Consider the following 12,684-nt stretch of genomic DNA (forward strand, 5'->3'; position numbering starts at 1 on the left):
GATTTCTTAAAGCCGGCTGTGCAGGGTGGGAGCATGACCGGAACTCTGTTCGATACAGGACGGGCCGACGCATGATCACGGCCCTGCAGACCTCGACACCGATCGCCCAGTCGGCGCCGGCTGTTGCCGCGCGTCCGGTGCGCGAGGCCGAGCGGGCACCCGTGCCTGCGCGCCCGGAGGAACAGCAGCCCGGTCGCCGCTTCATCGAGCAGCGCGGCCTCACCGTCGCTGGCAGCACGCTGGTCGCGGCACAGGAAGAGGCCGGCAAGCCCCGTCAGACAACCGAAGAGCAGCCGAAACCCGAGACCGGGCTCTCCAGCGATCTGAGCGACGCCGACCGTGACCGGGTGAGGGAGCTTCAGGCCCGCGACCGCGAGGTCCGCGCCCACGAACAGGCGCACGCCCGTGTCGGCGGACAGTATGCGGGTTCTCCGGAGTATGAATTCGAGCGCGGCCCCGATGGCCGCTCCTACGCCGTGGGTGGCCACGTCTCCATCAGCACCTCTCCGGTGCCGGGCGATCCTGCCGCCACGGTGCGCAAGATGGAAGTCGTCAAGCGCGCTGCGCTGGCACCGTCGGAACCCTCGGGACAGGATCGCAGTGTCGCGGCGGATGCCGAGGCGAAGCGTGCCGATGCCAGAGCTGAACTGAACAGTATCCGCGCGGAAGAACAGAGAGCGCGGTTCTCGGGCGAGGACGACGCCGGAGACGCGACCAGTGGACCGGAAATCGCTGCGTCCACGACCGGTATCGACCGGACGGCGGGCGAGGCGGGGCCGGTTGGCGATCCGGGCAGCCTGCCGACCGACAGAACGTCGCCGGGGCAGCAGGATGACAGGCAAACGGGCTTCGGCCCGCAGGCCTCCGACACGATCGGCAGCGGTTTCGGCGATCGTGTCGGAACGGATGGTGTGGAGAATAGCTTCGGTGGACTGCCGGGCGTCTCCGCCTCTTTCGAGACGGCCGCGAACGCCTTCGGTCAGTCTGTCGAGCGCGCATCGGGTGGCCTGACAGGCGGGATCGGCGGTCAGGATATCGCGGCGGCCACACAGGCCGAGGCGCTGTCTCCGACACGCCGCACCGGCATCGACATCCGCGTCTGATTCAGCCGGGTTTCGTCGCGCTGGCGAAATAGTTCACATCGATGTCCGTGGCACTCAGCGAGAAACCGGACAGCGGTGAGTAGACCAGCCCCGTCAGGTCGTCGACCTTCAGACCCGCAGCGCGGCAGTGACGCGCCAGCTCCGATGGTTTCACGAACTTCGAATAGGTGTGCGTGCCCCGTGGCAGCCACCCCAGAATGTATTCGGCACCGACGATGGAGAGGGCGTAGGCCTTGGGCGTGCGGTTGATCGTCGAGAAAATGACCAGGCCGCCGGGTTTCACAAGCTGCGCGATCGAGGACACGAACAGCGCCGGATCGGCGACATGTTCGATGATTTCCAGCGCCATCACCGCGTCGAACTGCTCACCGGCCGCGGCCAGGGCCTCGGCGGTATCGTGGCGATAGGTGACCGGCAGTCCGGCTTCCGCGGCGTGCATACGGGCGGCCTTGATGTTCTTCTCAGAAGCATCGACGCCGGTCACGGAGGCGGCGAGCCGCGACAGCGGTTCCGAAACCAGTCCGCCGCCACATCCGATATCCAGAATGTCGAGATCCGTGAGGGCTTCCCCGCCTTCCGGCCTGTCGAAATGGCGGGTCAGGCGGTGCGTCAGATAGCGCATCCGGGCCGGGGTCAGCCGATGCAGCGGCTTCATGGGGCCTTCGGGATCCCACCATGTCTCGGCCAGTGCCGAGAAGCGCTCGATCTCGGCGTCATCGACTGTCGTTGCAACGGTTTCGGACACGTCTGGCACTGCCTTTCTGCGGCGCCGCACTTGCGGGACGCCTGTCCGATAGTTAAGAGGTGCGCGCGGCTCCGGCAAGGCCGCATGATCTGCAATCCATCTGATTGAACGGCGGTTGGCTATGGCGCGCATCGTCATGAAATTCGGCGGTACATCCGTCGGCGACATCGAACGCATCCAGCGCGCTGCGTTGCGGGTGAAGGCCGAGAGCGACGCAGGGCACGAGATCGCTGTCGTCGTCTCCGCCATGTCGGGCGAGACGAACCGTCTGGTCGACCTGACCCGGGCCGCGGCCCCGATGCACGACGCCCGCGAATACGATACCGTCGTTGCCGCGGGCGAGCAGGTGACGATTGGCCTGATGTCCATGGCGCTGCAGGATCTGGGCGTGAACGCGCGCTCCTGGCTGGGTTGGCAGTTGCCCATCCACACGACCGACGTGCACAGCGCGGCCCGGATCACCTCGATCGAGACCGGCGAAGTCATCCGCCGTTTCGGCGAGGGCCAGGTCGCGGTGGTGGCCGGCTTTCAGGGCATGGCACCGAACGGGCGCATCACGACACTTGGGCGTGGCGGATCGGACACCTCGGCCGTGGCGCTTGCCGCGGCGCTGAAGGCCGACCGGTGTGATATCTATACCGACGTGGACGGCGTCTACACGACCGACCCCCGCATTGTCCCGGCGGCGCGCAAGCTGGACAAGATCACCTACGAAGAGATGCTGGAACTGGCATCTCTGGGCGCCAAGGTGCTGCAGACGCGCTCGGTCGAGCTGGCCATGAACCATGGCGTGCGCGTGCATGTGCGCTCCAGCTTCAGTGACGAACCCGGCACGCTGGTTGTCGACGAGGAGGAAATCGTGGAACAGCAGATGGTCAACGGCGTTACCTATGCGCCGAACGAAGCCAAGATCACCCTGCGCAATGTGGCGGACAAGCCCGGGGTCTCGGCAGGCATCTTCGGACCGCTTGCCGATGCAAACATCAATGTTGATATGATCGTTCAGAACGTTTCCGAGGATGGCGCGACCACGGACCTGACCTTCACGGTACCGCGCGACAGTCTCGACCGGACGCGGAAGGTCCTGGACGGCGTGCGCGAGACGCTGCAGTGGTCGGACATGACTGCCGACCCGAATGTGGTGAAGGTATCCATCGTCGGGGTTGGCATGCGCAGCCATGTCGGCGTGGCAAAGACGATGTTCCAGGCGCTGGCCGAGAAGGGGATCAACATCCAGGTCATCACCACGTCCGAGATCAAGGTCAGTGTGCTGATCGCGGATGAGTATACTGAACTTGCCGTACGCGCCCTGCATACGGCCTTCGAACTGGATGCCGCGTGACGGAATGACCGATGATCCGATGAACCACAGGCCCTTCAATCCCGGAGACGGCTGACCATGAGCGCTGGTGCCATGACCGGACCGCAGTTCCTGATGCGCAGGCTTCGCGAGATCATGCGGAGCAGCGACACGCCCGAGGAACGGCTCAGCAAGGTGGTCCGGCTTGTCGCCGGTGCAATGGTCGCCGAGGTCTGTTCGGTTTATCTGATGCTGCCCGGCAACGTGCTGGAACTGTTCGAGACCGAGGGTCTGAACCGTGACGCGGTGCATCAGACGCGGCTTCAGGTCGGTCAGGGGCTGGTCGGCCATATCGCCGCGACATCCAAGCCGCTGCGGCTGAGGGATGCCCAGGCGCACCCCTTGTTCGAATTCCGCGAAGAGACAGGCGAGGAGATCTACAGTTCCCTGCTGGGTGTGCCCATCATGCACTCCAGCAAGGTCGTCGGTGTGCTGGTGGTCCAGAATGCGCGCAGCCGCGACTATGCGGATGACGAGCAGGAAGCGCTTGAGACCGTCGCCATGGGGTTCGCCGAGATGATCGGTAACGGCGCGCTGGTTTCGCCCAACGTGCTGGCCGAATCGCTGAACGCCAACGCCGGGCCGACACGGCTTACCGGCCGACGCCTGACGGACGGTGCCGCGCTGGGTATGGCGGTTCTGCATGCCCCCCGGATCGAGATCACCCGCACCATCGCAGACGACCCGCGGATCGAACTGGAGCGGCTGAACGCGGCCATTCAGGATGTTCAGGCCCAGATCGACGAAATGCTGTCCCAGCCGGTGCTGGCGGCCGGCGAATCCCGTGAGGTAATGCAGGCGTTTCGCATGTTCGCCCACGATCCGGGCTGGCAGCGTCGCATGCGGGAGGGTGTCTCTGCCAACCTGACCGCCGAAGCCGCCGTCAAGCGGGCCCATGACCAGACCCGGGCGCGGTTCCAGCAGGTGCCGGACCCCTACATCCGTGCGCGCCTCGCCGATATGGACGATCTGGCCAACCGGCTGATCAACCGGTTGCAGGGCGGGTCCAACGTCTTCAACCCCGCGCTGCCCGACAATGTGATCCTGGTGGCGCGCGATCTGGGCCCTGCCGAGATGCTGGATTTCGGGACCGGCAAGCTGAAGGGCGTCATCCTGGAGAACGGATCGGCGGGTTCGCACATGGCAATCGTCGCACGCGCCATGAACATTCCGGTGATCGGGGGCGTCAACGGTGCCACGGAAGCGATCGATCCGGGCGATCAGGTGATCGTCGATGCCGAGCACGATCAGGTCTTCATCCGCCCCGAACAGGACGTCATCAGCGCCTTCGACCAGATCGAGGCCGTCCGGGCCGAAGAACTGGCACGCTGGCGCTCGCTGCGCGATGTGCCGGCGGTCTCCAGGGATGGCGTGCCCGTCGATCTGTTGAGCAATGCCGGCCTCCTGCTGGATATGCAGCATGTCGCCGAGGCGGGCGCGGTCGGTGTCGGCCTGTTCCGGACGGAACTGCATTTCATGGTCCGCGGACGCCTGCCGCGATTCATCGAACAGACCAACTATTACAAGTCCGTGCTGGAACTGGCGGAGGGCAGGCCGGTGACATTCCGCACGCTGGATGTCGGCGGGGACAAGCTGCTGCCCTACATGAAACGCGAGAAAGAGGAGAACCCGGCCATGGGCTGGCGGGCGATCCGTATCTCGCTGGATCATCCGGGCCTGTTCCGGATGCAGCTGCGCGCCCTGCTGGCGGCGTGCTCGGGGCGCGAGCTGTCGCTGATGTTCCCGATGGTCGCGGATGTGGCCGAGTTCAAGGCGGCCCGCGAAGTGCTGAACAAGGAGATCGACTGGGCCCGGAAACAGGGAAGGGAACCGCCGTCCCGGATCCGGCTTGGCGTGATGGTGGAAGTGCCCGCGCTGGTCTGGCGTCTGCCGGCCTTGCTGCCGATGGTGGATTTCATTTCGATCGGGTCGAACGATCTGATGCAGTTCCTCTATGCGGTCGACCGGGGAAGCGCACGGGTCTCGAACCGGTATGATTCCCTCAGCCCGGCGTTTCTTTCGATCCTGCGCCGCATCAGCAGGTTGTGCGAACAGTCCGGGACGCCCTTCAGCATCTGCGGCGAGATGGCCGGGCGGCCGCTGGAGACGCTGGCCCTGCTGGGGCTGGGTTTCACGCAACTGTCGATGCGCTCGAACGCCATCGGCCAGATCAAGGAACTGATCCTCTCGACCGATATCAGGCAGTTGCGCCACGAAATGGAAAGCTGGCTGGGTCGGGACGAACGGACGCTGCGGCCGCTGCTTCAAGAATTCGCCAGCCGCAATCACATAGAGACCTGAAGAACGGGACCGCCTTTCCGGTGCTATCACCCGGAATCGCTTCATTTTTTGCTCTGACTGAGGTATGCAGGTGACGATTCTGACCGGCCTTATTCCGGTCAAGAAGTGCGATCAGAATATTCACGGCTCTTTTTTGAAAAGGACCAAGAAAGCGCGATGGCGGAAAGCAACCGCAGGTTTCAGGACAGTGAACAGTCTGGCGCGCCCCGGCTGAATATTCACGGTATTGAGCCGGACGGGCACGATGACGGGTCCTACTACGACGGTATCGGTGCGGAACTGCGTGCCGAACGCCTGCGCTGTGGACTGACGCTGGACGATGTGTCCAGCCGCCTGAGGATCCGTACCTCGCACCTTGAAGCGATCGAGGCGGGCCGTTTCGGCGATCTGCCCGGCCAGATCTATGCCATCGGCTTCATACGCTCCTATGCCGAATTCCTGGGCGCGGATGGCGATGTCTGCGTCAGCCTGTTCAAGACCGAGGCCGGTCCGGGCGGACACAGCCGCAAGCTGACTTTTCCGATCCCGGCCGACGAGAGCCGCCGGCCCGGCGTGCTGACGATCGTGGTGTCGCTCATGCTGGCGGGGGCGGTCTACGGCGGTTGGTACCTGTATCAGCAGCAGGATGTCGAGGTCGTCGAACTGGTGCCCGAGGTGCCGCCACGCTTCGTCGAGCAGGCGGCGGATGCGGAACGGCGTGCGGAGGTCCGCGCGAACACCCTGGCCGCAGCGAATGCCGCCGAGACGCCGATGCCCGACCTGGCGGAAGGTGCGCCCGATGACCTGCCTGTCGTCGGGCAGGACGGCGAAGTCCCGGCTGAGGGCGTCGCTGAGAACAGCGGTGCCGCTGGTACTGTTCCCGAGCCGATGCCGCTGGAAGTGGCGACCGAGACTGCCGCACCACCGGCGACCGATCAGGAGGCACCGGCACCAGCCCCCGACACGGTCGGGACTGCAGACGGGCCCGTTGCCGATGCGCCGGAATCCAGCGCGACGCCGCTCGCCGACGTGGCGGCAGCACCGCCGCCGGTTCCCGACATCGAGCCCGAGAACGAGACGGCCCCGCGTGTTCTGGGGATCGCGAACCGGGACTCCCGTGTGATCGTGCGGGCGACCGAGGAGACCCGGATCATGGTGCGACTGTCGGGCGGTGGCACCCTGCTGCCGTCGCGCATCCTGAAGCCGGGCGATATCTACCGGTCGCCGGACCTGTCGGGTGTGGTGCTGCAGTCGAGCAACGTGGGCGGACTCCAGATCATCGTGGACGGCCGCTTGCTGGGGCGTGCAGACCGTCTTTCCAGCGACGGCGGGATGCTTTTGCTGGATCCCGACAAGCTCAGATCTGCCGCACAATAGTCGCTGTCGGGCCACCCGGAGCGGGAAACTGATGCCGCGACCGCAGGTCAGCTTGATTGGCCGGTCCCGACACGACATGTTAGCCACAGAATTGTGGACCTTCTCAGAACCATAGGACCTGACCGATGAGCGTTCGTCCCTATCGCGATATCTACCGCCGGGAATCGCGGCGCATCCATGTTGGCGATGTGCCCATCGGCGGGGGCGCGCCGATCGCCGTCCAGACCATGACCAACACGCTGACCTCGGACGCGGATGCGACCATCGCGCAGGTGCGCGCGGCGCAGGAAGCAGGGGCCGATATCGTGCGTGTGTCCTGTCCGGACGCGGAATCGACCGCGGCGCTGAAGAAGATCGTCCGGGCCGTGGATGTGCCGATCGTGGCGGACATTCATTTCCACCACAAACGCGCCATCGAGGCGGCCGAAGCCGGTGCCGCCTGTCTGCGCATCAATCCGGGCAACATCGGTTCCGCCGAACGGGTCCGCGACGTGGTGAAGGCGGCGAAGGATTACGGCTGTTCCATGCGGATCGGCGTGAATGCCGGCAGTCTGGAAAAGGACCTGCTGGAAAAGTACGGCGAGCCCTGTCCCGAGGCGATGGTCGAAAGCGCGCTGGATCATGCGCGGATCCTGGAAGACAACGACTTCTTCGAATTCAAGATCTCGGTGAAGGCGTCGGACGTGTTCCTGTCCGTGGCGGCCTATCAGGGTCTGGCCGAAGCCTGCGACTACCCGCTGCATCTGGGCATCACCGAAGCGGGCGGTCTGATCGGCGGTACCGTGAAGTCATCCATCGGCCTGGGTGCCCTGCTGTGGGCCGGGATCGGCGACACGATCCGCGTCTCGCTGTCCGCCGACCCGGTCGAGGAAGTGCGTGTCGGCTACGACATTCTGAAGTCGCTGGGTCTGAGGACGCGGGGCGTCTCGATCATTTCCTGCCCGTCCTGCGCGCGCCAGGCATTCCCGGTCATCAAGACGGTTGAAGTGCTGGAAGAACGGCTCAGTCACATCAAGACGCCGATGTCGCTGTCGATCATCGGCTGCGTGGTGAACGGGCCGGGCGAGGCGCGCGAGACGGACATCGGCCTGACGGGCGGCTCCAAGGGCCGCAGCCACAAGGTCTACGTCGGCGGCATTGCCGATCACAACATCGACGACGACAAGCTGGTTGACCATATCGTCAGCATGGTCGAGGAAAAGGCCGCAGCGATTGAAGCGGCGAAGGCGACCGGGGCGGCAGACGCCGCCTGAACGCAGGCTCCGGAGAACCAGTTTGGCGAAAGTGCAACCCGTTCGCGGGACCCATGATCTGTTGGCCGATGACTTTGCCGGGCAGCGGGCGGTCATCGACGTCGCCCGCCGTGTCGCGCTGACACACGGTTATCGCGAGATCGCGACCCCGATCTTCGAGTTCACCGAAGTCTTCGCGCGTTCGATGGGCGAGACCTCGGATGTCGTCTCGAAGGAGATGTACACGTTCGAGGACCGGGGGGGTGAATCGATTACCCTGCGTCCCGAGTACACCGCCGCGATCTGCCGGGCCTTCATCTCCAACGGCCTGCAGCAGTCGGTGCCGTTCAAGGCCTTCGCCGCAGGGCCGATGTTCCGCTATGAGCGCCCGCAGAAGGGCCGGTTGCGGCAGTTCCATCAGATCGATCTGGAAGTGATCGGCGCGCCCGAACCGGCTGCGGATGTCGAGGTGATCTCTGCCGGGGCCGAGATCCTCAATCAGTTGAACGTGCTGCACAAGACGGTGCTGCATATCAACACCTTGGGCGATCCCGAGAGCCGCGACGCCTACCGCACGGCGCTGGTCGACTATTTCGGCGCGCACAGGGACAGGCTCTCCGAAGACAGTCTCGCGCGGCTGGACCGCAACCCGCTGCGCATCCTCGATTCCAAGGATGAGGGCGATCGCGCGCTGGTCGTCGATGCGCCGCTGTTCTCCGACTATCTGAACCAGCACAGCCAGGATTTCTTCGGTGACGTGCTGGCCGGGCTGGACACGCTGGGCATCGGATATGAAATCGATCCGCGGCTGGTGCGCGGGCTGGACTATTACACCCATACGGCGTTCGAGTTCGTCACCGATGCGCTGGGCGCGCAGGGGGCGGTGATCGCCGGCGGGCGTTATGACGGGCTGATCGAGCAGATCGGCGGACCGCCGACACCGGGCATCGGCTGGGCCGGCGGGATCGAGCGCCTCGCCATGCTCTCGGGCGTCAGTACGCCGGCACCCCGCCCGATCGTGCTTGTCCCGGTCGGGGAGGCTGCTGAATATGAGGCGTCGAAATGGGCCCAGTGGCTGCGCCGCAAGGGGTTTGTGGTGGAACTGGGCTTCAAGGGCAACGTCGGCAAGCGGATGAAGCGCGCCGATCGCATCGGCGCGGCGTGCGCCATCCTGCTGGGCGATGACGAGCTGGAACGCGACGTCGTGAACCTGAAGGATCTGCACACCGGCGAACAGCGCGAGGTCACCGTCGCCGATCTGGAGGATGCGCTCGCCGCCTACGAAGGCAGCCGCGTGTGATACCGCGCGACCGCTTGCGGCAGATCACAGCGCGCCTGGATGAACTGGCAGCCCTGCTGGCGGACCCGGACGCGGCCGGCAGCGCCGAATTCGCCGGTCTGTCGCGCGAGTATGCCGAACTTTCCCCCGTCGTTGACGCGATCCGCGAACTGCAGGCCAGAGAGACCGAGCTTGGTGAACTGGAGGAACTCGCCGCCGACGCGGACGGCGACGCGGAGATGCGTGAACTGGCACAGGCCGAACTGGCCGAACTGAAGGAGACGCTGCCCGTCCTTGAACGCGACGTGCAACTGATGCTGCTGCCGAAGGACGAGGCCGATGCGCGCAGTGCGATTCTGGAGGTTCGCGCGGGCACGGGCGGCGACGAGGCGGCGCTGTTCGCGGGCGAACTGTTCCGGATGTATCAGCGCTTCGCCGAACTGAACGGCTGGAAGTTTCAGGTCATGGACATGGCCGAATCCGATCTTGGCGGCCTGAAGGAAGGCAGCGCCGAGGTGAACGGCACCAATGTCTACGCGCGCATGAAATTCGAATCGGGTACGCATCGCGTCCAGCGCGTGCCGCAGACCGAATCCGGCGGCCGCATTCATACGTCGGCTGCAACGGTGGCCGTGCTTCCGGAGGCCGAGGAGGTCGACGTCCGGATCGAGGAGAAGGACCTGAGAATCGATGTCTACCGTGCGTCGGGTCCCGGCGGCCAGTCGGTGAATACGACCGATTCGGCGGTGCGCATCACGCATCTGCCGACTGGCGTGGTGGTTACCCAGCAGGACGAGAAATCGCAGCACAAGAACAAGGAAAAGGCGATGAAGGTGTTGCGCGCACGGCTGTATGAGGCCGAACGCAACCGTCTTGCCAGCGAACGCGCTGCCGACCGGCGTGATCAGATCGGCTCGGGCGACCGGTCGGAACGCATTCGGACCTACAATTTCCCGCAGGGCCGCGTCACCGATCACCGCATCAATCTGACGCTGTACAAGCTGCCCGAAGTGATGACCGGCGATGCGCTGGGCGAGATCGTCGATGAACTGATCGCGGAAGATCAGGCACGGTTGCTGGCCAGTCTCGGCGATGATACCTGAATCAGGCACCGTCGAAGGTCTGCTGAGAGAGGGCGCATTGGCGCTGCGGGAGGCAGGGATCGAGACTGCGCGTCTGGATGCGCGCATCCTGCTGGCCCGCATTCTGGATCGTCCGTCGAACAGTCTGCTGCCCGGCGATGACACGCCGGTCGACCCGGATCTTGCCGACAGCTATCGGGCCCTGATCCGGCGGCGGATGGCGCATGAGCCCGTCTCGCGGATCATCGGACGCCGGGCGTTCTACGGGCGCGATTTCGGGCTTTCCCCTGCAACCCTCGATCCCCGGCCCGACAGCGAGGCCGTGGTCGAACTGGCGCTGGAGGGATTGGCCCCGAAAGCCCGGGTTCTCGACCTGGGCACCGGCACGGGCTGCCTGTTGCTGACCATCGTCGCGGAATGCGACGGGGCGCAGGGTGTCGGGGTCGATCTTTCAGATGATGCGCTGGCCGTCGCCCGTCTCAACGCCACGGCACTCGCGCTGTCAGATCGGGTGCAATTTCGGCGCGGGAACTGGCTGGACGGCATCCGGGAGCGCTTCGATCTGATTATATCGAATCCGCCCTATATTCCGGATGCTGACGTCCCGGACCTGATGCCGGAAGTCCGCCTGTTCGATCCGGTTCTGGCCCTGGCGGGCGGCGCGGACGGGCTCGCGCCCTATCGGTGCATCTTTCACAGGGCTTCGGATCATCTGACCGATGACGGGAGGCTGGTGGTGGAGATCGGTGCCGGCCAGGCGGACAACGTGATTTCCATTGCCGAAGCGGAAGGATTTGTCCTGCATCGCACCGCGACTGACCTGGGCGGGCACACGCGCGGGCTATCCTTCACAGTTCCTTCATAAAAAAAGACTTGGAAATCCAAAGGTCCACGCGTACGTTCGCATCAGGAAAACCGCTGCACGCCCACCGATACATGCAGCACTCCCGCAATTTCGTATCAAGCGCTGAGCGATGATCGAACACGTGCTCGACCAGAGGTCGAAGCATGTCAGGACCCAGACAGGCCATTGGCAGGAATATGAGACCACAAAACAACAAGCGTGCGCGCGGTCGCACGAACAGACGTTCGCCGAATCCCAATCGCAGCTATGAAAGCAACGGGCCGGACGGCAAGATTCGCGGCAACGCCAATCAGGTCTATGACAAGTACAGCCAGCTGGCACGCGATGCGTCGGCATCGGGTGATATCGTGACGGCGGAAGGCTACTGGCAGCACGCCGAGCATTATTACCGCATCATGATGTCCATGCAGCAGAACCGGCCGTCGCAGCAATCGTCGCAGAACGATCAGCAGGACAATGACGATCAGCAGCAACAGCCGCAGCAGCAACAGCCGCAGCAGCAGAACAACGAGAAGAACGAGAGAAACGATCCGTCGGATCAGGATCAGCCCGACGTCCAGGCATCCACGCCGCGCGACGGTCAGTCCGACGAATCGGAAACCGCGGGACTGGAGCGCGTGGTGAAGCGCGCCCCCCGGCCACGTCGGCCCCGTCGCCCGAAAGAGCCGGACAATGCGTCCGCTGCCGATGGGGATGGCGACAAGGCTGCCAGGTCGTCTGACGACGATGCGCCGGCCCGGGCGAACCGCGCGACGGCAGAAGACGCAGCCGACTGACGGAGTGCCTGTCCCGCAGGCGCGATGTCAGTCGATGCAGTTTCCGGCCGGGTCTGTGATCCCCAGCCTGGTCAGCAGCCGGTGCGCCTGCGTCCGCGCCCATTTTTTCCCCGCCCCGGCGGCCATCAGATACCAGCACAGCGCACGCTCTTGCGCATGCGGGTCGCTGCCATCCGCCTCGATCAGTTCGACCAGATTCTGCATTGCATCCGGATTGCCCAGCACCGCAGCTTCCGCATAGAGTGCGCGCGCTCTGACCCGATCGGTTTGGGTTCCCGCGCCGGACTGATACATGCTTGCCAGTGCCACCATGGCCTCCGGGTCGCCATTCCCCGCCAGTTCCGACCAGATTGACCGCGCCGTCGCATAGTCGCCGCCGTCGAACGCCTGCATCGCGTCGGCCATCGGGTTGGCAGCAGCGAACTGCGGCAACAGCAGCAACAGGGACATCAGGGCGCGCGTTCGCATGTGACCATCCTAACAGAGTGACCGATCAGGCCTGATAACAGGGCTATCATTCGTGCGTGTGGTCGTGGACAATCGGGCCAAGGTGAAATGTGCCGGTCGATCCGGTCTTACTGGAAG

At 64.8% G+C, this 12,684-nt stretch carries 11 protein-coding genes; 9 read left to right on the top strand and 2 right to left on the bottom strand.

Annotated features, from left to right (window positions below; translation table 11 throughout):
- Nucleotides 1-71: 71 nt before the first annotated feature.
- The gene (locus ACN0X7_RS00655) at nucleotides 72-1,103 is read left to right on the top strand and encodes a putative metalloprotease CJM1_0395 family protein (protein ID WP_417513037.1); all 1,032 of its coding nucleotides are present in this window, start codon (nucleotides 72-74) and stop codon (nucleotides 1,101-1,103) included.
- Nucleotide 1,104: 1 nt separating this feature from the next.
- Here ACN0X7_RS00655 and ubiG read toward each other — a convergent pair whose 3' ends face one another.
- Complete coding sequence (gene ubiG / locus ACN0X7_RS00660; RefSeq protein ID WP_417513039.1) at nucleotides 1,105-1,848, bottom strand: bifunctional 2-polyprenyl-6-hydroxyphenol methylase/3-demethylubiquinol 3-O-methyltransferase UbiG; 744 nt, start codon at nucleotides 1,846-1,848, stop codon at nucleotides 1,105-1,107.
- A 121-nt stretch (nucleotides 1,849-1,969) separates the two neighbouring features.
- On the opposite strand from ubiG, the gene ACN0X7_RS00665 reads away from it, so the two are divergent.
- The 8 genes from ACN0X7_RS00665 to ACN0X7_RS00700 all read left to right on the top strand — a co-directional run bounded on the left by ACN0X7_RS00665 (nucleotide 1,970) and on the right by ACN0X7_RS00700 (nucleotide 12,099).
- Nucleotides 1,970-3,190: an aspartate kinase gene (locus tag ACN0X7_RS00665; protein ID WP_417513041.1), complete on the top strand. Its 1,221-nt coding sequence runs from the start codon at nucleotides 1,970-1,972 to the stop codon at nucleotides 3,188-3,190.
- 57 nt (nucleotides 3,191-3,247) lie between these two features.
- On the top strand, nucleotides 3,248-5,509 hold the full coding sequence (gene ptsP, locus ACN0X7_RS00670; protein ID WP_417513043.1) for a phosphoenolpyruvate--protein phosphotransferase: 2,262 nt from the start codon (nucleotides 3,248-3,250) through the stop codon (nucleotides 5,507-5,509).
- A 156-nt stretch (nucleotides 5,510-5,665) separates the two neighbouring features.
- Nucleotides 5,666-6,865, top strand: a complete 1,200-nt coding sequence (locus ACN0X7_RS00675) for a helix-turn-helix domain-containing protein (RefSeq protein ID WP_417513045.1) — start codon at nucleotides 5,666-5,668, stop codon at nucleotides 6,863-6,865.
- Between the two features lie 125 nt (nucleotides 6,866-6,990).
- Nucleotides 6,991-8,118, top strand: a complete 1,128-nt coding sequence (gene ispG, locus ACN0X7_RS00680; protein ID WP_417513047.1) for a flavodoxin-dependent (E)-4-hydroxy-3-methylbut-2-enyl-diphosphate synthase — start codon at nucleotides 6,991-6,993, stop codon at nucleotides 8,116-8,118.
- 22 nt (nucleotides 8,119-8,140) lie between these two features.
- Nucleotides 8,141-9,397, top strand: coding sequence for a histidine--tRNA ligase (gene hisS / locus ACN0X7_RS00685; RefSeq protein WP_417513049.1), 1,257 nt, complete (start codon nucleotides 8,141-8,143; stop codon nucleotides 9,395-9,397).
- Nucleotides 9,394-10,479, top strand: coding sequence for a peptide chain release factor 1 (gene prfA, locus ACN0X7_RS00690; protein WP_417513051.1), 1,086 nt, complete (start codon nucleotides 9,394-9,396; stop codon nucleotides 10,477-10,479). Before hisS ends, prfA begins: the two co-directional genes overlap by 4 nt.
- Nucleotides 10,469-11,323, top strand: a complete 855-nt coding sequence (prmC, locus tag ACN0X7_RS00695) for a peptide chain release factor N(5)-glutamine methyltransferase (protein WP_417513053.1) — start codon at nucleotides 10,469-10,471, stop codon at nucleotides 11,321-11,323. Before prfA ends, prmC begins: the two co-directional genes overlap by 11 nt.
- A gap of 176 nt (nucleotides 11,324-11,499) precedes the next feature.
- Nucleotides 11,500-12,099, top strand: coding sequence for a DUF4167 domain-containing protein (locus ACN0X7_RS00700; protein ID WP_417513055.1), 600 nt, complete (start codon nucleotides 11,500-11,502; stop codon nucleotides 12,097-12,099).
- A gap of 27 nt (nucleotides 12,100-12,126) precedes the next feature.
- Here ACN0X7_RS00700 and ACN0X7_RS00705 read toward each other — a convergent pair whose 3' ends face one another.
- Nucleotides 12,127-12,567, bottom strand: coding sequence for a tetratricopeptide repeat protein (locus ACN0X7_RS00705; RefSeq protein ID WP_417513057.1), 441 nt, complete (start codon nucleotides 12,565-12,567; stop codon nucleotides 12,127-12,129).
- Nucleotides 12,568-12,684 lie beyond the last annotated feature (117 nt).

The organism is Minwuia sp., assembly GCF_048263705.1.
Lineage (GTDB): Bacteria > Pseudomonadota > Alphaproteobacteria > Minwuiales > Minwuiaceae > Minwuia.